Below are 19,895 nucleotides of genomic sequence, written 5' to 3' on the forward strand. Positions count from 1 at the left end.
CGGGCTGACATTTTCCTTCCTGCGCAAGACGGAGTCACCGTGAAGTCGATTCCGCACTGCGAAGTGCGCATATTTTGAACAGGCAAAAATATTGAACTTTTTTTGAACAGTTGTTCACATTGGGCGAAAAAAGTTCGTGCATTCTTCAAAACACGCAGAACACCCAACCATCAGGTCAGTTAAAATACTGATATAACACCAAATTATCTAATCGTTCCGTCACAGAACAAAACGGAACCTCTCCCTGCTCAGCCAAACGAAACCATCGATTTTTCCGCCATTTTCAGCTTGGCCCGACCAGTCGAAAATTTTTCACACTTGACACATAGCGGCCTAAAATTTCTTAATTTGGCTGTCCAATCAAATTGGATAGATGGATATGCTGTATTGCGTATCCAGGGTGGCACAAAAGCTAAAAACAATGCTTTGCTAATAAGGGAGCTAATTTATGAAAATCAAAACGATCCTTGCCGCGGGTGCAATGACTGTTGCAGCCGTTGCCGCGCACAATGCGCAGGCTGGTGCGGTTCTTGACGGCATCAAGGCCAAAGGTTTCGTTCAGTGTGGGGTGAACACTGGTCTTCCGGGCGTTGCTGCTGCAAACGCAGAAGGCAAATGGGAAGGTCAGGACGTTGATTTCTGCCGTGGTCTTGCTGCTGCAATTCTCGGCGATTCAAACAAAGTCCAGTATACCCCTCTGACCGCAGCCGCACGTTTCACCGCGCTGCAGTCGGGTGAAATCGACGTTTTGGCTCGTAATACGACCGCAACTCTGACCCGTGACGCCAAGCTGGGCCTGACGTTCCTTGGTATCAACTACTATGACGGCCAGGGCTTCCTTGTTCCGACCGCACTGGGTGTGTCCAGCGCGACCGAACTTGACGGCGCAACCGTCTGCGTAGAGCCGGGCACGACCACCGAGCTCAACCTTGCTGATTACTTCCGCGCCAAAGGCATGAGCTTCGAGCCGGTTGTTATCGAAAACATCAACGAAACAACTGCTGCATTCTTCGCAGGCCGTTGTGACGTTTACACCACCGATGCTTCGGGTCTTGCTTCGATCCGTAACACCATGGCTCCGAACCCGGACGATTACATGATCCTGCCGGAAATCATCTCCAAAGAACCGCTGGGCCCGCTTGTTGCCCAGGGTGACGATCAGCTTGCTGATATTGGTCGCTGGGTTCTCAACGCGATGATCGAAGCCGAAGAGCTGGGCGTCACCATGGCCAATGTTGACGACATGAAAGCCAACTCCACCAACCCGGGTGTACAGCGTCTTCTGGGCGTATCGCCGGGCATGGGCGAAGCTCTTGGTCTTGATGAAGCATGGGCTTACAACATCATCAAACAGGTTGGTAACTATGGCGAAAGCTATGATGCCACCATCAAGAAGATGCTTGGCCTTGAGCGTGGTCTGAACGCACTGTGGACCGATGGCGGTCTGATGTACGCATGGCCGGTTCGCTAATTCGTTAGCTTTACCGCTCACTAAAACCTAAGAAGCTCCGCCCCACTGCCTGAACGCATGGGCGGAGCTTTTCGTTAGGTTTATCGTCCATTGGATAAAATCTACACCTGAGGGTCATATGAGTAAGCCTCACCATGCCCCGGGAGATGTCCGTTCCAAAAGCCTGACCGACTATCTGAATGACGAGAATGTCCGCGCAGTCCTGTATCAGGTTGTCGCCATCGGCCTCATCATTCTGACCAGCTGGTATCTGGTGTCCAACACCCTGGACAACTTGGAACAACAAAACATCTCTACCGGTTACAGTTTCCTTGATCTTGAAGCATCCTTCGAGATCAGTGAGAGCATGATCGATTACAGCGCCAAAAGCACCTATGCAACGGCTCTGCTTGTCGGTCTCCTCAATACAATCAAGGTTGCCTTTCTGGGCATCATTCTCTGTACCATCATCGGTATCATCTTCGGTGTTGCCCGGCTTTCTTCGAACTGGATCGTTCGCAAACTTGCAACGGTCTATGTCGAAACGTTCCGGAACATCCCGGTACTGCTTCAGCTGTTTTTCTGGTACGCGCTGATTCCAAACTCGTTCCCGCATCCGCGTGACGCGCTTGAACCCCTGCCCGGTGTCTTGTTGACATCGCGCGGGCTGTACTTGCCCGTGCCAATTGCCGATACGGCCTATACGCTGATGGGTATTGCCGCAATTCTTGCGCTGGTTGCCATCTACTTTGTCAAGAAGTGGGCCAAAAAGCGTCAGGATGCGACAGGCGAACCATTCCCGATGACAGCAGCCGGATTTGGCATTTTCTTTGGACTGGTATTCATTGCCTATCTTCTGGGTGGTGCACCAACCGAAATTGATATGCCGACACTCAAAGGCTTCAACATTCGCGGCGGATATAACATCTCGCCAGAATTTCTTGCCCTGCTCATCGGCTTGACCGTTTATACGTCAACCTATGTTGCCGAAGTCGTACGTTCTGGTATCCAGGCGGTTCCGAACGGTCAGTGGGAAGCTGCAGACAGTCTTGGCATCAAACGTTCCGTTGCATTGCGTAAGGTCATTCTGCCGCAATCCATGCGCGTCGCCATTCCGCCGCTCACCAACCAGTATCTCAACCTGACCAAAAACAGCTCGCTTGCTGTTGCGGTCGGATATCCGGATCTGGTGTCAGTTTCCAACACAACCATGAACCAGACCGGTCAGGCGATTGAAGCGATCTCGATCTTCATGCTGATCTATCTCGGTTTGTCCTTGTTGACCTCGCTCTTTATGAACTGGTTCAACAAGAAAATGGCACTGGTGGAGAGGTAATATGTCAGAAAACGCAAAAATGCCTCCTCTGCCAACCGGGACTTTTGGGGAACGTGCGGTTACATGGTCTAGAAAGAACCTGTTTGATGGCTGGTTCAACACCCTGCTTACGCTCGGTGCCATCGCCTTCATCATCTGGTTGATTCCGCCAATCTTCAACTGGGCAGTCGTCAATGCGACACTGACCCCGACTATTGAAGGCTGCGCCGAAGTTACCGGAGCGTGCTGGGGCTTCGTGAATGCAAATTTGCGACTGATCCTGTTTGGCACCTATCCGTATGACGAACAATGGCGACCTGTTCTTGCTATGATCGTCCTTGTCGGGATCATTTGCGGCAGCTTGGCAGCCGTTAAATTCCCGGGCCTGCGCAAATGGATCATCCCGATGTGGGTCATCGGCGTTCCGGTGATTGGCATCCTGATGTGGGGGGGCGTATTCGGTCTCACCTATGTTCAGAACAGCTTCTGGGGTGGCCTGCCACTGACCATGATCCTGTCAGCAATTGGCGTGATCTTCGCCTTTCCTTTGGGCCTGCTGCTTGCACTTGGCCGCCAGTCCAACATGCCAGCAATCAAAACCGTATCAGTCGTCTATATCGAAGTTATTCGCGGTGTTCCGCTGATTACGGTCTTGTTCATGGCATCGGTGATGTTCCCGCTGTTCTTGCCGGCCGGGGTTACCATCGACAAGTTGCTGCGCGCACAGATTGGTATCATTCTGTTCACCGCAGCCTATCTTGCCGAGGTATTCCGTGGTGGTCTTCAGGCTGTACCGCGTGGCCAGTTCGAAGCTGCCGACAGTCTGTCTCTGTCATACTGGCAGTCCATGCGCCTGATCATTTTGCCACAGGCATTGCGTTTGGTGATTCCGCCAACCGTGAACAGCTTTATCTCGATGTTCAAGGACACCACGCTGGTCGTGATTATCGGCCTGTTTGATTTCCTTGGCACGGTGAAGCTTGCCCTGCGCAGCGATCCTGCATGGACCAAATACTATGTCGAAGGCTATGCCTTTGCCGCGGCAATATTCTTCCTGATCTGCTTCTCGATGGCCAAATATTCGGCCTATCTTGAAAAAGAGCTTCGCAAAGGCGAGCGCAGGTAAGGACTGAGGAGAAAACAATGACTGTAGCAACTGAAACCACTACCGGCGCTGTGCCTTCTCCGTCCAAGGAGGATGTCATCACCGTCTCCAAGATGAACAAATGGTATGGCAATTTCCATGTTCTCAAGGACATTGACCTGTCTGTTCGCAAGGGAGAGCGCATCGTTATCTGCGGCCCGTCGGGCTCGGGTAAATCGACGCTGATCCGCACAATGAACCGCCTTGAAACCTATCAAAGCGGTGAAATTCATGTGGACGGCATCCTTCTCGGCGACGATGTCAAAAATATCGAAGCCGTGCGTCGTGAAGTCTGCATGGTGTTCCAGCACTTCAATCTGTTCCCGCACATGACTGTGCTTGAAAACCTGACACTGGCACCGATCTGGGTTCGCAAGATGCCCAAGAAAGAAGCCAACGATCTGGCCATGCACTATCTGCAGCGTGTCCGGATTGCCGAACAGGCCCATAAATATCCGGGCCAGCTTTCGGGCGGTCAGCAACAGCGTGTGGCAATTGCCCGTTCGCTTTGCATGCAGCCGAAAATCATGCTGTTCGATGAACCGACATCGGCACTTGACCCGGAAATGGTCAAGGAAGTTCTAGACGTCATGGTCGAACTGGCCAAAGAAGGCATGACCATGCTCTGCGTAACCCACGAAATGGGCTTCGCCAAGGAAGTCGCCGACCGTGTGATCTTCATGGATGCCGGCCAGATCGTTGAAATGGCGGGACCGCAGGAATTCTTCGACAATCCAAAAAGCGATCGTACCAAGCTGTTCCTCAGCCAGATTCTTTCGCACTAAGCAGATTTCGAAAATTCATTATCTTCTGCAAAACGGCCCCTTCGGGGGCCGTTTTCATTTTTGTGAAATTGGGACTTGCCCCCTGCCCGCCAATTGCCGAAACTCTGCCCGAACCTGACCGATACCGGAACAAAAATGACCCAGCCCGCATCTTCTTCACCTGACGCTTCCGCCTTCGTTGCCATCAACAAACTGACCAAAAAGTTCGGTCAAAAAGTTGCAGTCAACGAGGTTGATCTGATGCTTGCCAAAGGTGAAACCATGGCAATCATCGGTCCGTCTGCGGCCGGGAAAAGCGTTCTGATGAAATGTCTGGTCGGGATTTACGGTGCAGATAAGGGGACCATTCATCTAAATGGCGATGATGTCACCAACAGCAACGCCCCCACACGCCCTGACTGGGCAGAAAAAATCGGGATGCTGTTTCAGCAAAATGCCCTGTTTGACAGCCTTTCGGTTTGGGAAAATATCTGCTTCCGCCAGATTGAGCTCGGCACATTAAATCGTAAGGACGCCAGGGATCGCGCGATTGAGCTGCTTGGTCTTGTTGGACTGGCTCCTGAAAGTGCGGACCTTAAACCCAGTGATCTTTCCGGCGGCATGCAGAAACGCGTTGGCATCGCACGTGCTATTTCAAGTGATCCGGAGATCCTGCTGCTTGATAACCCGACAGCTGGTCTCGACCCGGTATTATCAAACCATATCGAACTGATGATCGCCAAGATTGCCGAAAAGCGCGGAACCACTGTCATTTCGATCACAAATGACATGCATATTGCACGCACCCGTTATCAGAACCTGACGATGATGTATGACGGTAAAGTATATTGGTCCGGCAAAACCAGCGAGATTGACGACGCCCATAACGCACATCTGACCCAGATGCTTGATGGTTCATCGCAAGGGCCTATCACGATGCGCACGGGCAAGCGCGAAGACGGTGTATACGCCTGACCGCCCGCACCCCTGCTATTTTTAGCCCTAGTTTGCCGTATAAACCGAAACGTCCGCCTCGCGGATAACATCTGACCAAACCGGTCCGGGATGACGGTCTGTAAACAGGGCATCAATTTCAGAAAGATGTCCAAGCCTTACCATCGCACGACGTCCGAACTTGGACGCATCGGTACACAGAAAGGTCTGGCGGGCATTTGATATGATTGCACGCGCCACCCGGACTTCACGGTAATCAAAGTCCATCAAACTGCCATCTTCATCAACGCCCGAAATACCGATAATGGCGTAATCAACCTTGAACTGGTTGATGAAATCGATGGTTGCTTCACCAATCACACCAAAGTCCCGCTGACGGACGACACCACCGGCAATGATCACCTCAAACCCCTGATTGGCTGCGCAAATCTCGGCAACATGAAGGTTGTTCGTGATGATCTTAAGGCTTTTATGCCCCAAAAGCGCGTGAGCCACTTCCTCGTTGGTTGTCCCGATATTGATGAATAACGATGCGCCTTCAGGAATATGTTCAGCAACCAGTTTGGCGATTTCGCGCTTGCTGCCAAGGTTAAGGACCTGACGGTCCTGATAAGCGGTGTTTTCGGTAGTTGAAACACTGGCCGCGCCGCCGTGATAGCGGGCAATCAGGCCTTCTTCGGCCATCTCGTTGATATCGCGCCGGATGGTTTGCGGGGTCACAGAGAAATGATCGGCAAGGGAATCAATGGTCATAAAGCTGTTGGACGCCACAAGTTCAAGTATTTCGCGACGACGCCGATCCAGTTTGCCCATGCCGTTCTCTCCTGACTTTTCTAATTTTCATATTCAACGGTAAATTTTCGTTACCGATCAAAATGCGTTTTATTGAACGATTTGGCAAGAGTTGTCCGTAATTTCCGATAATTAGAAGGCAAACGGCACCACAATCACGGCAAAAAGCACAATCATCAAAAGTGCAATTATATTCATGACGGCACCGGCACGCACCATATCGCCGATGGTCAGATAGCCGCTTGCAAACACGATTGCATTTGGCGGGGTTGCCACCGGTGACATAAAGGCGCAGCTTGCGGCCAATGCGACAGGAACAGACAAAAGAACCGGGTCCATCCCTTCGGACAAGGCGTATGTAGCAACCAGTGGAAGGAAGGTTGCAACAGTTGCAGTATTTGACGTCAGGTGGCTGATAAGAATCACAATCAGGGAAATCAGACCAATTTGAACAACAACCGGTAAATGCGGCAACGCCCCGGCCCTACCTGCAACCCAGGCCGCCAGACCGGTATCATTGATCAGGGCACCAAGTGCCAATCCGCCACCGACCAAAAGCAAAACACCCCATGGTAATGCAAGTGCTGCCTTCCAATTCAGGACATATTGATTTTCGCGTGCATTTATCGGGATTGCGAACAATGCAATCGCCGCCAGCACCGCAATAGACGCGTCACTGATCAACAAAGACGGGAACAGTCCCGTGATCACGGGACGTAACAGCCAAAGCATCGCGGTGATCACAAAGACAATGGCAACGTATTTCTCGCCGCGTGACATGGGCCCAAGTGCGTCCATATCCCGTTGAAGCGCCTGACAAACAGGTTCCGGCAAAGTTGCGTTCAACCGATAAACGTACCGGGTCAGCACCAACCAGCACAAAAGCAACATAATCCCTGCGAATGGCACCCCAACCAGCATCCATTGTCCGAACCCGATCGAAACATCAAAATTGCTGCCAAGATAGGCGGCAAGCAATGCGTTTGGTGGCGTCCCAATCAGCGTACCAATTCCGCCAATACTTGCGCCAAATGCAATTCCAAAAAGCATCGAAAGGGCGAAATTACGCACAGATGGCGTCAGTTGAACCGGGTCATCCCCTGTTTCTGACGTTGCCGCGGTTGTACCATCCGGGTTGCCTTCATGTTCACGCAGCAAGTTCACCAGAGACAATGCAATCGGCAACATCATCGTCGCGGTTGCCGTATTGCTAACCCACATTGATAGCAACGCCGTTGCTGCAATAACCCCGCCGACCAGTGATGATGGCTTAAAGCCAACCTGTTTCAGGATCAAAAGCGCCACGCGCCGATGCAAATTCCACCGTTCCATCGCAATTGCGATCACAAACCCGCCCAAAAACAGAAACAGCAACGGGTTCGAGTAATGCACTGTGACGTCATTGATGGTCGTCACCGATAGAATGGGTGCCACTGCAATCGGGATCAATGCGGTTGCGGCGATGGGAATGGCTTCACTAAGCCACCAGATCGCCATCAGGGCTGCAATCGCGGCCGCATGCCATGCTGCATGTGACATGCCGTCAGGCGGGCTGCCCAATATCATCACAGCGGCAAGAATAATCCCGCACCAGAATCCGATTTGACGACGAAGCGCACCGGGACGACGTGGTGATGCCGGATTTGCCCCGGTTGCGGATATAGGCAAACGTTCAAGCAATCGAAAACGGATCATCACTTTATCTCGCTGGCAATAGACGGAGGAGGTAAAAATAATCGAATTCTCACCTTTTAAATAGACGCTATTAAATTGATTTTACTGAAATTATTCCAATCCTTAACTTCATTCTTGCTTTTCCGCATCGCGGAACATCAACACCCTTTGTCGATGTTTGCAGACCGGTAATTCAATGGTAGCGTCACACCATAAAAACCTAAAAAGATTTCAGGACTGCCAATCAGAGAGGAAACATCTGTGAAAACCATTCGCCTCCCGGAAAGTCGGTCCTGTCGCCACCTTGTTCAGGGGAATGCATATGGACCGCTTTGATTACATCATCATCGGCGCAGGATCGGCCGGTTGCACACTGGCAAACCGTCTTTCCGAAATGGAAGATGCCAAAATTCTTCTGCTTGAAGCCGGTGGCAAGGATCGCAATCCCTGGATTCATATCCCGGTCGGATATCTTTACTGCATCGGCAACCCCAATGTTGACTGGTGTTTCAACACGGTTCGCGAACCGGGCTTGAATGGCCGATCACTGGGCTATCCGCGTGGCAAGGTTCTGGGCGGCTGTTCATCGATAAATGGCATGATCTATATGCGGGGCCAGGCCAATGATTATGATCAATGGCGCCAGTCGGGGTGCGTGAATTGGGGATGGGATGATGTCCTGCCCTTTTTCAAGAAGTCCGAAGATTATTATCGCGGCTCCGACGACCTTCATGGTTCGGGCGGTGAATGGCGTGTCGAACAGGCGCGCGTGCGCTGGGAAATACTTGAAGCATTTCAGGACGCAGCCGAACAGGCAGGCATCCCGAAGGTAGCTGATTTTAACCGCGGCACCAACGAAGGATCATCCTATTTTGATGTGAACCAGAAACGCGGCATTCGCTGGAACACGTCAAAGGCATTCCTTCGCCCTGCCCTTGACCGCAAAAATCTTGAAGTCCGTACCAATGCCCATGTCCGCCGCCTGATCATTTCCGAAGGCCGCGTAACCGGCGTTGAATATGAACGCGCAGGCAATATTGAAACCGTTTATGCCAACCGTGAAACGGTGCTTTCAGCCGGATCGGTTGGATCGCCGCAAATCCTGGAACTTTCCGGGATTGGTCGCGGCGATATTTTGCAGCAATATGGCATCGAACAGACCCTTGATAGCCCGCAAGTCGGTGAAAACCTTCAAGATCACCTGCAACTTCGCTGCGCCTTCAAGGTTCAGGGTATTCGTACCCTCAATGAAAAAGCCAGCAGCCTGTTTGGCAAAGCCAGCATCGCACTTGAATATCTGTTTAACCAATCCGGCCCGATGTCGATGGCACCAAGCCAGTTGGGTATTTTCACCCGTTCAGACGCATCGTTTGAAACGCCCAACCTGCAATATCATGTTCAACCGCTGTCGCTTGAAAAGTTCGGGGAACCTGTCCATCCTTTCCCGGCTTTCACGGCAAGTGTCTGTAACCTTCGCCCACAAAGCCGGGGCAGTATCCATATCACAAGCCCGGATTACAGACAGCAACCGGCCATCGCACCCAATTATCTGTCGGCAGATGCCGATAAAAAGGTTGCAGCCGATTCCATTCGGCTGACCCGCAAAATCGCTAGCCAACCGGCCTTGGCGGCCTATGCACCGACAGAATTCAAACCCGGCCCGTCCTATGACAGCGAAGAGGATTTGGTCCGTGCGGCTGGTGATATCGGAACAACCATTTTCCATCCGGTCGGCACGTGCCGAATGGGGGCAGACCCTGCTTCTGTAGTCGATCCTGAACTGCGTCTGCGCGGGCTTTCAGGATTGCGCATAGCCGATGCGTCGATAATGCCCACCATCGTATCGGGAAACACCAACTCGCCAACAATCATGATTGCCGAAAAGGCTGCGGCCATGATCAAGGCATCTGCCAATGCCTAAGAACAAAGGCCGGGAAATTCCCGGCCTTTGTCATTTCAAACGTTTACGGACTGACTAGCCCTTTACACCGGCAACAATCCGTTCCCGAACGGCTGGTGCACTTCCGGTTTCTGCAATGTCACCATCACCGATTACGATGGCCTCACGCAGAAGTTCGGTCGCCTGGTCAAGCTGGGCCTGATCGCGGGTATGGGCAATACAAAGCGGCGTTTCTGCCGAAACCGCCTGCCCAACCTTGATGAAGTCGGTAAAGCCAACTGCGAAGTCGATCTTTTGATCTGCGCGTGTTCTGCCGCCTTTCAACGCGACAAGCGCCAAGCCGACCTTTCGTGCATCCATCGAAAGAACACGACCGGTTTTGGCCGCCGTGACCGCATTGATCATGGGCGCAGCTTCCAGATAGTTCGCATTCTTTTCAACGAAGTCGGACGGTCCACCAAGGCTTGCCACCATTTTACCGAATACCTCGGCTGCCTTGCCACTTTCAAGCGCATAGGTTGCCTGTCGCAATCCGTCGGCAACGTCGCTTGCGACACCACTTACCGCCAGCATTTCTGCCGCCAGCGCCATGGTCACATCATAAACGCGCTGTTCCTGATGCTTGCCGGTCAGGAAATCAATCGCTTCCTGCATTTCAAGGGCGTTGCCGACCGTATCGCCCAGAACCTGCTCCATATCGGTCAGAAGGGCGACTGTTGGAACGCCGTTGCGGGTTGCGACTTCGGTAATGCTTTGGGCAAGTTCACGGGCACGATCATATTCATTCATGAAGGCACCGGAACCGAACTTGACGTCCATGACCAGTGAATCAAGCCCAGCGGCCAGCTTTTTCGAAAGGATTGATGCCGTGATCAGCGGAATGCTTTCGACCGTAGCGGTCACGTCGCGGATCCCGTAAAACCGCTTGTCCGCCGGTGCCAGATCAGATGTTTGTCCGATAATCGCGCAGCCCACTTCGCGGGTGACCTTGGCAAATTCTTCCAGCGTCGGGGTCGTGCGATACCCCGGAATGGAATCGAATTTATCAAGGGTTCCGCCGGTATGGCCAAGTCCGCGCCCCGAAATCATCGGAACGAATGCACCACATGCACCGACAATCGGCCCCAGCATCAAACTGACTTTGTCCCCGACACCACCGGTCGAATGTTTATCGACCACCGGTCCGTCCAGACCAAGCGCCTTCCAGTCAAGGACCGTACCACTGTCACGCATGTTGCGCGTCAGTGCGGCACGTTCGTCCATGGTCATGCCGTTGAAGAATACGGCCATGGCAAGGGCAGCAACCTGGCCCTCGCTGATGCTGTCATCTGTGATGCCTTTAACAAAAAAGGCGATTTCGGCGTCTGTCAGAACTTCGCCTTCACGTTTGCGGCGAATGATTTCCTGCGGCAGCATTTGCTGTCTCCTGCGCGCTTGTCAGAGTGAATTCACGTCAGATTTCGGTCACGCTCTGCCTTATGCAGAACCTGAAAAATACTGAAGTAAGATTTTGATAAGATTGGATGATCCGGTTTTCGACATCTCAAGGGTCTGCTCGTGGCTAAGCGGTGTTGCGCTCATGCCCGCTGCAAGGTTTGTGATGTTTGAAACTGCTGCGACCTTGAAACCAAGGCGACGGGCCAGAATATTTTCCGGGACGGTTGACATGCCAACGGCATCTGCCCCAAGAACCTTAAGCGCCCGTATTTCCGCCGGTGTTTCAAAGCTTGGCCCGGTACACCAGCAATAGGTGCCCTCAAACAGTTTGATGCCAAGTTTGGCTGCTGCATCATGAAGCCCGGACCCAATTGCCGGGTCATAAGGAATATCCATCCCGACAAAGCGATCATCCCCGTGATAACCGATCAACGGGTTTGGACCAAACAGGCTGATATGATCGGTAATCAGCATCAGACTGCCCGGTACTGCTTCTGGCAGCAACGAACCGGCAGCATTGGTCAGAATAAGGCGATCCGCCCCCAACGCTCGCAAGGTTTCCAGCGGCTCTGCCATTAGATTGGAACGGCCATGCTCATAATAATGCGCCCGCCCCTGCATCACGGCAACAGAAACACCGCCAATACGACCAAGCACCAGCTGCCCGCCATGCCCGACAACGGTCGGACGCGGGAAGCCCGGCAAGTCTTCATAAGATATGGCAATGGCTTCACTTACGGCATCGACAACACCGCCAAGTCCGCTTCCAAGAACAAGGGCAACATCGGCCTTGAAACCGGGGGCCTTCGCCGCAATGACGTCCAAAGCGGATTTTACATTGCTCATTTCAGGTTCTCCGGGCCAAAGGAATGCGGAATAAGCTGTTCACGTGACAGGGTCAAAAGCGTTTCACCTGCATCATTGATGATGAAAATGGTCGCATCCGAGCCGGTGAACTCCCGGATTTTCTGACGACACCCTCCGCACGGCGTGCAGGCGACATCACCAAGGCCAACCACGACGATTTCATCGAATTTGGTTTCGCCCGACAACACCATCGCGGAAATCGCCCCTGCCTCGGCGCAAACGCCTTCGGGATATGCCGCATTCTCGACGTTACAGCCGGCAATCACATTGCCCTGCTCCGTACGCAGTGCCGCACCGACATGGAATTTGGAATATGGCGCATAGGCCTTGTCGCGCGCAGCCAGTGCTGCATCAATCAAATCGCGCGGAGCCTGTCTGATATCGGCCATCTGGGAAATCCTGTTTGATAAAGCACCTGCCCTTTCTCGGGCGGGTTCGTCTTTTGACATGTGGTAATGCGACGGAACTTTGCCGTCATGCATAGCAAGAAAAAACGTCCGGCCAAGGCAAGGCCAATCTGGCCGGACGTGATATGACTTAGCGTTCTTTTACATATGGACGGCCAAGGGCCTTTGGCGGAATGGCACGCCCGATAAATCCGGCCAGCAGAATAACCGTCAGGACATAGGGCAACGCCTGAACCAGTTGGACCGGCACTTCGCCAATACCGGGCAGGATCACACCCTGCAAACGGGTTGCAGCGGCATCAAGGAAGCCAAACAACAGGCATGCGGCCAGAGCCGGGAACGGGCGCCATTTCCCAAACACCATCGCGGCCAAGGCGATATAGCCCTTGCCCGCGGTCATATCCTGCAAGAATGACGCGCCCTGTGCAGTCGAAAGGTATGCCCCGGACATCCCGACAAGCACACCACTGCAAATTACCGCACGATAGCGCATGGCAACCACACCGATACCGGCAGTATCAACCGCCCCCGGGTTTTCACCAACTGCGCGCAAACGCAATCCAAACCGGGTGCGATACATCACCCACCAAGCGGCAGGGACGGCAAGGAACGCGATATAGACAAGGATATTATGGCCGCTCAGAAGCTCGAAATAGATCGGACCGATAATCGGCACATCCTTGACGGCCTCGGCACCGGGCAATGTGATCGGCTGAAAACGGGCAGCCTTATCAAGGGCCGGCGTTTTGCCACCTTGCGCAAACAGGGCAATCCCAACAAGTGCCGTCAGTCCAGACATCAGAATATTGATGGCCATACCCGACACAACCTGATTGCCCTTGTGGGTGATGCAGGCAAAGCCGTGCAACAAAGACAAGGCAATGGTCGTTGCAATTGCCGCCAGAAGTCCAATCCAAGGATCATCCATATAAAAGGCAACGGCAGCCGCCGAAAACGCTCCACCCAGCATCATGCCTTCAAGGGCAAGGTTGATGGTCCCGGATCGTTCGGAAAACATCCCGGCAAGAGCAGCAAGGATCAGTGGTGTTGACGTCCGAAGGGTCGCATCAAGCAACAGAATGACGAGTTCAAAATTTTCCATCACGCTGCCTCCTGCGCATCGCGGCGCAAACGCCATGCCGTATAAATCTTGGTTACACGCGGACGGAACATATGTTCCATTGCACCGGTAAACAGGATCACAAGCCCCTGAATTACCACCACCATGTCATTGGAAATGGTCGGAATTTCAAATGAAAGCTCTGCCCCGCCCTGATAGAGCATCCCGAACAGCAACGCGGCAAGGAAGATGCCGAACGGATGGTTACGCCCCATCAGCGCAACCGCAATCCCGACGAAACCATAACCGGCCGTGAAATCGATCAACAGGCGGTGTTGAACCCCCATGACCTCGTTCAGCGCCATAAAGGATGCAAGTGCGCCCGAAATCATCATTGCGATAATGATATAGCGTCCCGGTTCCAGCCCGGCATAGGTCGCGGCAACTGCGTTCGAACCAACCGTCCTGATCGCATAGCCCCAACGCGTATGCCAGATAAACAGCCACACCATAACACTGGCAACAATCGCATACACAAAGGACAGGTTAAGCGGGCTTGATGCCATCTCGATGCCCAATGCCGCGGCCATATCGTGAATGAACGGCAAACGCAGATTTTCGGCGATCTGTTCACTTTCCGGTGTCATGGAGCCATCTGGCCGCAACACATTCACCAACAGATAAACCATTAGTGATGACGCAATAAAGTTGAACATGATGGTCGTGATAACGACATGCGAACCACGGCGCGCCTGAAGATAAGCCGGGATATAGGCCCAGGCCGCCCCAAAAACCATTGCCGCAAGCATGCCGATTACAAGCATGATCGGGAACGGCAAGAAATCGAGATAAAGGGCGGCAAGTGTTACACCAAGACCGCCAACATATGCCTGCCCCTCGGCCCCGATGTTAAACAAACCGCAATGGAACGCGACGGCAAAGGCCAAACCGGTGAAGACAAAGTTCGTCGTGTAATAAAGGGTATACCCCCAAGCTTCTTCATAACCGAATGCGCCATAAAGAAGGATTTCAACCACTTCGACCGGATTTTCACCAATCGCAAGAACAACAAGCCCCGATACGGCAAGCGCAAGCAACAGATTCAAAAGTGGCAATGCTCCGACGTCAATCCAACGCGGCAACTGGACAGTCGTACTCATGCCTGCCCCTCCACTGCCTTGGCTTCATTCGGATCGACACCGGCCATCATCAGGCCCAGAACGCGCTCATTTGCTTCTGACGCAGCTACTTCACCAATGATCGCACCATCGCACATCACCAGAATTCGGTCGGCAAGCGACATGATTTCGTCAAGCTCCACGGACACCAACAGAACGGCTTTGCCAGCGTCCCGCATGGCGACAATTCGTTTGTGAATAAACTCGATGGCCCCGATATCGACACCACGGGTCGGCTGCCCGACCAAAAGCAATTCCGGGTCACGCATGATCTCGCGTGCCAGTACCAGTTTCTGCTGGTTCCCGCCCGAGAAATTGGCAGCCTTCAAATCGGGATTGTCCGGGCGAACATCAAACTCTGCCATCATATTGGCTGTCGCCTTTGAAATAGCTGGCCAATCAAGGAACACACTCTTTTGATAGGCCGGATCATCCTGATACCCCAGAATGGCTGCTTCCTTGGCAGAAAACGCCGTAACCATCGCCATGCGATGGCGGTCTTCGGGCACATGGGCGACGCCACGACGGCGTAATTCGGCCGCATCAATGCCCTTGCCCGGCGTGATATCCTGACCGTTCAGTTCAACAGAACCCTCGGTCGCGGAACGAATACCGCCAAGAACTTCAAGCAGTTCACTTTGACCATTGCCCGACACGCCGGCAATGCCAACAATCTCGCCTGCACGGACATTGAATGTCGCGTTCTTAACCTTGCGAACACCCTGCGCGTTATCGACACAAAGGTTTTCAACGTTCAATACGGTGGCGGCCGGATTGGCATCACCCTTTTCGAGGCGTAACAACACCTTACGGCCGACCATTAATTCAGAAAGTTCTTCCGGGCTGGTTTCCGCCGTCTTGCGATGGGCGACCATTGCGCCTTGGCGCATCACCGAAACATTGTCGGTAGCAGCCATGATTTCACGCAATTTGTGCGTAATCAGAACCACCGTCTTGCCCTGCTCTTTCAGGGTTTCAAGAATACGGAATAGATGGTCTGCCTCTTGCGGGGTCAGAACACCGGTTGGTTCATCCAGAATCAGGATCTCGGCACCACGGAAAAGTGCCTTAAGAATTTCGACACGTTGCTGAAGACCGACCGACAGATCACCAACGATGGCATCCGGGTCAATGTCGAGCGAATATTCCCGCTCAAGACGTCGAAGTTCTTCGCGTGCCCGGTCAACACCGTCGCGCAGAACTGCACCACCTTCAACTCCGAGAATGACGTTTTCAAGAACCGAAAATGTTTCCACCAGCATGAAATGCTGATGAACCATGCCGATACCGGCTGAAATGGCATCTTCGGAACCTTTGATTTCGCACAGTTTTCCGTCAACATGGATGGTTCCGGCATCGGCTTGATAAAAGCCGTACAGGATGCTCATCAGGGTTGACTTCCCTGCACCATTTTCACCCACGATACCGTGGATAGTTCCCTTATCGACCTTAAGATCGATTTCCTTGTTCGCGTGTACCGCCCCGAACCGCTTGTCAATGCCACGCAGTTCAATAGCGGGTTGCACGGCACCGGTTTCCCCGGTGCCGTGCATTTGATGCATCGTATCCGACACTACAAATCCCCGGTTTGCTTCAAGACTGCCTTACATCGGGCAGGCGCTGTCGCTCATGTAATCATGAACTGCGAGGCTGCCGGAAGTGATTGCTTCCTTGGCCTTTGCAACGGCATCTTTCATTTCAGGGGTGATGAGCTTCTCGTTGTTTTCATCAAGAGCCCAGTCAACACCACCTTCAGCCAGACCCAGAATGGTCAGGCCAGGTTTCCAGCTGTCACCAGCTGCTGCGCCGAATGCTTCGTAAACAGCAACATCAACACGCTTGAGCATCGAGGTCAGGACAGAGCCCGGATGCAGTGCGTTCTGGTTGGAGTCAACACCAATGCCGAGCTTGCCCGCATCGGCAGCTGCCTGCAGAACACCAACGCCAGTACCACCCGCTGCGTGATAGACAACGTCTGCACCACGGTCAAACTGCGACTTGGCAAGTTCACCACCCTTCACCGGGTCGTTCCAGGCAGCACCGGTGGTGCCGGTCATGTTCTGGAATACTTCGGCATTCGGATCGGCGTATTTAACGCCCTGAACGTAGCCACATGCGAATTTGCGGATCAGCGGAATGTCCATACCGCCGACAAAACCGACTTTCTCGGTTTTGGACGCCATTGCGGCAAGAACACCAACCAGGAACGAACCTTCGTGTTCTTTGAAAACAACCGACTGAACGTTCGGAAGATCAACAACCATGTCAACGATGGTAAACTTGGTCTCCGGGAATTCTTTTGCGACTTTTTCAAGTGCAGATGCCTGCGAGAAGCCGATTGCAACGATCGGGTTCATGCCGCGACGGGCAAAGTTACGCATAGCCTGTTCGCGCTGAGAATCGTTCTGGATCTCGAAGTCGCGATACTCGGTACCGGTGTCTGCCTTGTATTTTTCCGCGCCGTTATATGCGCCCTGGTTAAACGAACGGTCAAAACGGCCACCAAGGTCATAGACCACTGCCGGTTTGATTTCTGCGGCCGACGCAACACCTGCATAGCAGGCAACAGCCGCGACCACGGAGGTCAGAAGCTTTTTCATTCCGATGCCCTTCATTGCTTGAATTCTGTTTATTCTTCCCGCCAGTGCCCTTAACCGGGGGAACTCCCTCATCGAAAACATATGATCCACTACCATTCTCGCGGGGCTACGGTCCCTCAACCTTGGCTCTCCGCTTATTCGTGGTGTGAATGCTTATGGTAACTACAAAATATAGTGCCCTGTAAATAGCAGACCATGCAAGGGGAAGACAAAACCTGTCCGTTTGGTCAAAGACCCCCCTTGGCAAAACCGGCGCGACACCCTTTTTCTGCGGGGTTTCCCTTAGTTTTGCGTTCTCCCCGATCCGTTCATTGATGACGATTGGTAAAAAATATTTTCTTGCCGGACTTAATAATCCAGCCGCCATTTTGTTCGCAAATGCGGGGTGAAAAATCTGTCTTCTGCCTGAATCCGATTCTAATCGCAGGTTTCCATCCGGGTTTTGTCATCATACGAAAATCAAATTTTCACAGCCCGGTCATCAACCACGCATACCGTCTGCATAAATTTGATGCTACCATGCCGTGTTGGGGAATACTTAACTCCCGAAATCTTTGACTGGTATAGGCCCTTGACCCTGTGAGGGACAGGCAAGTGCCTTTTTGTTTTTGTTGGAGAATAGTAATGAAACATAAAATTGCAGGGTTGCTGTCAGCTTGTACCATGCTGCCCCTCGGTGCCGGAAGTGCGTTGGCCGATTATGACTTGCGCATCCTTCACACGAACGATGTCCATGATCGCGTTGAATCGGTTACAAAATATAACAACACCTGCAAGGCCGAAGACGATGCCGAAGGCAAATGCTTTGGTGGTTATGCCCGTCTTGCAACTGCAATCCGCGATGCCAAGGCCGAGGGCGGCAACGTTCTGGCACTTGATGGTGGTGACCAGTTCCAGGGCTCTCTGTACTATTCCACCTACAAAGGCAAAATGACTGCCGATCTGATGGCGATGGCCGGTTACGATGCCATGACCATCGGCAACCACGAATTCGATGACGGCCCGGAAGTGCTTGAAGCATTCATCAAGGCAAGCAAAATCCCGGTTCTTTCCGCGAACGTCCATCCGAATGCGGCATCGAACCTTAAGGGCAAAATCAAGCCAGACACGATTGTCGAACTTGGTGGCGAGAAAATCGGTCTGATCGGCATCACCACCGAAGAAACCCCCGATATTTCAAGCCCGGGTGACAAGGTCGCGATTACTGATTCCGAAATGGCACTGCGCTATTCTGTTGCGCGCCTTCGCCTTAAAGGCGTTAACAAAATCATCGTGATGAGCCATTCGGGCTCCTACAAGGATTTTGAATTGGCCCGCACCGTAAGCGGCATCGACGTCATTGTCGGCGGCCATGACAACCAGTTGTTCTCCAACACCAATGAAAAAGCCAATTACCCCTACCCGGTTGTTGAAAAGGCCCCGGATGGCAAGCCGGTTCTTGTCGTTCAGGCATATGCCTATAGCCGCTATCTCGGCGAACTGAACGTTACCTTTGATGATGAAGGCGTTGCCAAGGCATGGTCGGGTGAGCCAATCACGCTTGATGCCAGTGTCAAACCGGCAGAGGACGTCCTTGCATTTATCGCAGAGGCAAGCGGTGCTGTTGACGCGGTCCGCAATATCGAAGTCGGCAGCTTTACCGATGCCGCAGACGGATCACGCGAAACCTGCCGTCATATGGAATGCTCGATGGGATCGCTGATTGCGGATGCCATGCTTTGGAAAGCAGGCGAAGGCTATCAGATTGCTATTCAGAACGGTGGTGGCGTTCGTGCCAGCATCGATGAAGGCACTGTGACCATGGGCGAAGTTCTGACGGTTCTTCCGTTCCAGAACGCACTTGCCACCTTCAAGCTGTCGGGTGCGGATATTGTCGCCTCGCTTGAACATGGCGTATCCAAAGTCGATGAAGACAAAGGCCAGTTCCCGCAGGTTTCCGGCCTGACCTTCGATCTTGATCTGGCAAAAACGGTTGGATCGCGCGTCTCCAACGTCATGGTTGCCGAGGGTGACGGTTTTGCTCCGATTGACATGGGCAAGATGTATGGCGTCGTTTCCAACGACTTCATGCGTAATGGCGGCGATGGATATACCCTGTTCCGCGACAATGCCACCGATGTTTATGACTTCGGCCCGAACCTTGAACAGGCCGTTGCCGACTATATCGGAGCCAACTCGCCGATGACCCCGATGGCCAACGGCCGCATCATCATGAAGTAACCTGTACTTCAGACCACCTATCACAGGATGGCTTGTACAAGCCGTCCTGAAATCCAAGAGGCAGAAGGTGTAATAGCCCCTTCTGCCTTTTTTTGTTTTTCTTGCCTTTGCGCGGCGTCGCGGCTTATGACAG

16 protein-coding genes are annotated in these 19,895 nt (G+C 52.8%); 7 read left to right on the forward strand and 9 right to left on the reverse strand.

The features are described 5' to 3' along the window. Positions 1 to 448: 448 nt before the first annotated feature. From TH19_RS11570 to TH19_RS11590, 5 genes are all read left to right on the forward strand, one after another. Positions 449 to 1,471, forward strand: coding sequence for an amino acid ABC transporter substrate-binding protein (locus TH19_RS11570; protein WP_114102524.1), 1,023 nt, complete (start codon positions 449 to 451; stop codon positions 1,469 to 1,471). Positions 1,472 to 1,589: 118 nt separating this feature from the next. Further along, on the forward strand, positions 1,590 to 2,786 hold the full coding sequence (locus TH19_RS11575) for an amino acid ABC transporter permease (protein ID WP_114102525.1): 1,197 nt from the start codon (positions 1,590 to 1,592) through the stop codon (positions 2,784 to 2,786). Between the two features lies 1 nt (position 2,787). After that, a complete protein-coding gene (locus tag TH19_RS11580; RefSeq protein WP_114102526.1) occupies positions 2,788 to 3,891 on the forward strand; it encodes an amino acid ABC transporter permease in 1,104 nt (367 codons plus the stop codon). Positions 3,892 to 3,983: 92 nt separating this feature from the next. After that, a complete protein-coding gene (locus tag TH19_RS11585) occupies positions 3,984 to 4,694 on the forward strand; it encodes an amino acid ABC transporter ATP-binding protein (RefSeq protein WP_220151732.1) in 711 nt (236 codons plus the stop codon). A 135-nt stretch (positions 4,695 to 4,829) separates the two neighbouring features. Continuing rightward, positions 4,830 to 5,648: an ABC transporter ATP-binding protein gene (locus TH19_RS11590; RefSeq protein WP_114102717.1), complete on the forward strand. Its 819-nt coding sequence runs from the start codon at positions 4,830 to 4,832 to the stop codon at positions 5,646 to 5,648. A gap of 27 nt (positions 5,649 to 5,675) precedes the next feature. On the opposite strand, the gene TH19_RS11595 is transcribed toward TH19_RS11590, so the two are convergent. Continuing rightward, a complete protein-coding gene (locus tag TH19_RS11595) occupies positions 5,676 to 6,440 on the reverse strand; it encodes a DeoR/GlpR family DNA-binding transcription regulator (protein ID WP_114102528.1) in 765 nt (254 codons plus the stop codon). 111 nt (positions 6,441 to 6,551) lie between these two features. Beyond that, positions 6,552 to 8,114, reverse strand: coding sequence for an SLC13 family permease (locus tag TH19_RS11600; RefSeq protein WP_114102529.1), 1,563 nt, complete (start codon positions 8,112 to 8,114; stop codon positions 6,552 to 6,554). A gap of 301 nt (positions 8,115 to 8,415) precedes the next feature. Between TH19_RS11600 and TH19_RS11605 the strand changes: the two genes are divergently transcribed. Beyond that, a complete protein-coding gene (locus tag TH19_RS11605) occupies positions 8,416 to 10,014 on the forward strand; it encodes a GMC family oxidoreductase (protein WP_114102530.1) in 1,599 nt (532 codons plus the stop codon). 54 nt (positions 10,015 to 10,068) lie between these two features. Here the strand turns inward: TH19_RS11605 and deoA are convergent, their stop codons facing one another. The 7 genes from deoA to TH19_RS11640 all read right to left on the reverse strand — a co-directional run bounded on the left by deoA (position 10,069) and on the right by TH19_RS11640 (position 17,542). Next, complete coding sequence (gene deoA, locus TH19_RS11610; RefSeq protein WP_114102531.1) at positions 10,069 to 11,409, reverse strand: thymidine phosphorylase; 1,341 nt, start codon at positions 11,407 to 11,409, stop codon at positions 10,069 to 10,071. Between the two features lie 60 nt (positions 11,410 to 11,469). Beyond that, a complete protein-coding gene (locus TH19_RS11615) occupies positions 11,470 to 12,276 on the reverse strand; it encodes a purine-nucleoside phosphorylase (protein ID WP_114102532.1) in 807 nt (268 codons plus the stop codon). Next, the gene (locus TH19_RS11620; protein ID WP_114102533.1) at positions 12,273 to 12,686 is read right to left on the reverse strand and encodes a cytidine deaminase; all 414 of its coding nucleotides are present in this window, start codon (positions 12,684 to 12,686) and stop codon (positions 12,273 to 12,275) included. The genes TH19_RS11615 and TH19_RS11620 overlap by 4 nt, the downstream gene beginning before the upstream one ends. 148 nt (positions 12,687 to 12,834) lie before the next feature. Next, positions 12,835 to 13,806 carry an ABC transporter permease gene (locus TH19_RS11625; RefSeq protein ID WP_114102534.1) on the reverse strand — a complete coding sequence of 324 codons (972 nt, stop codon included), beginning with the start codon at positions 13,804 to 13,806 and terminating at the stop codon, positions 12,835 to 12,837. Next, positions 13,806 to 14,924 (reverse strand): ABC transporter permease, encoded by a 1,119-nt coding sequence (locus TH19_RS11630; protein ID WP_114102535.1) that lies wholly within the window; start codon positions 14,922 to 14,924, stop codon positions 13,806 to 13,808. Before TH19_RS11630 ends, TH19_RS11625 begins: the two co-directional genes overlap by 1 nt. Further along, positions 14,921 to 16,504, reverse strand: coding sequence for an ABC transporter ATP-binding protein (locus TH19_RS11635; RefSeq protein WP_114102536.1), 1,584 nt, complete (start codon positions 16,502 to 16,504; stop codon positions 14,921 to 14,923). The genes TH19_RS11630 and TH19_RS11635 overlap by 4 nt, the downstream gene beginning before the upstream one ends. A gap of 42 nt (positions 16,505 to 16,546) precedes the next feature. Next, positions 16,547 to 17,542 carry a BMP family lipoprotein gene (locus TH19_RS11640; protein ID WP_114102718.1) on the reverse strand — a complete coding sequence of 332 codons (996 nt, stop codon included), beginning with the start codon at positions 17,540 to 17,542 and terminating at the stop codon, positions 16,547 to 16,549. Positions 17,543 to 18,166: 624 nt separating this feature from the next. Here TH19_RS11640 and TH19_RS11650 point away from each other — a divergent pair. Next, positions 18,167 to 19,762 (forward strand): bifunctional metallophosphatase/5'-nucleotidase, encoded by a 1,596-nt coding sequence (locus TH19_RS11650; protein ID WP_114102538.1) that lies wholly within the window; start codon positions 18,167 to 18,169, stop codon positions 19,760 to 19,762. The last annotated feature ends 133 nt before the right edge of the window (positions 19,763 to 19,895 follow it).

Origin of the sequence: Thalassospira profundimaris (assembly GCF_003326675.1) — a bacterium.
Lineage (GTDB): Bacteria > Pseudomonadota > Alphaproteobacteria > Rhodospirillales > Thalassospiraceae > Thalassospira > Thalassospira aquimaris.

Excerpts from the sequence above, each read along its gene's own strand:
- TH19_RS11570 (WP_114102524.1), top strand. The coding sequence starts at position 449 with ATGAAAATCAAAACGATCCTTGCCGCGGGTGCAATGACTGTTGCAGCC.
- TH19_RS11575 (WP_114102525.1), top strand. The coding sequence starts at position 1,590 with ATGAGTAAGCCTCACCATGCCCCGGGAGATGTCCGTTCCAAAAGCCTG.
- TH19_RS11580 (WP_114102526.1), top strand. The coding sequence starts at position 2,788 with ATGTCAGAAAACGCAAAAATGCCTCCTCTGCCAACCGGGACTTTTGGG.
- TH19_RS11585 (WP_220151732.1), top strand. The coding sequence starts at position 3,984 with ATGAACAAATGGTATGGCAATTTCCATGTTCTCAAGGACATTGACCTG.
- TH19_RS11590 (WP_114102717.1), top strand. The coding sequence starts at position 4,830 with ATGACCCAGCCCGCATCTTCTTCACCTGACGCTTCCGCCTTCGTTGCC.
- TH19_RS11595 (WP_114102528.1), bottom strand. The coding sequence starts at position 6,440 with ATGGGCAAACTGGATCGGCGTCGTCGCGAAATACTTGAACTTGTGGCG.
- TH19_RS11600 (WP_114102529.1), bottom strand. The coding sequence starts at position 8,114 with ATGATCCGTTTTCGATTGCTTGAACGTTTGCCTATATCCGCAACCGGG.
- TH19_RS11605 (WP_114102530.1), top strand. The coding sequence starts at position 8,416 with ATGGACCGCTTTGATTACATCATCATCGGCGCAGGATCGGCCGGTTGC.
- deoA (WP_114102531.1), bottom strand. The coding sequence starts at position 11,409 with ATGCTGCCGCAGGAAATCATTCGCCGCAAACGTGAAGGCGAAGTTCTG.
- TH19_RS11615 (WP_114102532.1), bottom strand. The coding sequence starts at position 12,276 with ATGAGCAATGTAAAATCCGCTTTGGACGTCATTGCGGCGAAGGCCCCC.
- TH19_RS11620 (WP_114102533.1), bottom strand. The coding sequence starts at position 12,686 with ATGGCCGATATCAGACAGGCTCCGCGCGATTTGATTGATGCAGCACTG.
- TH19_RS11625 (WP_114102534.1), bottom strand. The coding sequence starts at position 13,806 with ATGGAAAATTTTGAACTCGTCATTCTGTTGCTTGATGCGACCCTTCGG.
- TH19_RS11630 (WP_114102535.1), bottom strand. The coding sequence starts at position 14,924 with ATGAGTACGACTGTCCAGTTGCCGCGTTGGATTGACGTCGGAGCATTG.
- TH19_RS11635 (WP_114102536.1), bottom strand. The coding sequence starts at position 16,504 with ATGCATCAAATGCACGGCACCGGGGAAACCGGTGCCGTGCAACCCGCT.
- TH19_RS11640 (WP_114102718.1), bottom strand. The coding sequence starts at position 17,542 with ATGAAAAAGCTTCTGACCTCCGTGGTCGCGGCTGTTGCCTGCTATGCA.
- TH19_RS11650 (WP_114102538.1), top strand. The coding sequence starts at position 18,167 with ATGAAACATAAAATTGCAGGGTTGCTGTCAGCTTGTACCATGCTGCCC.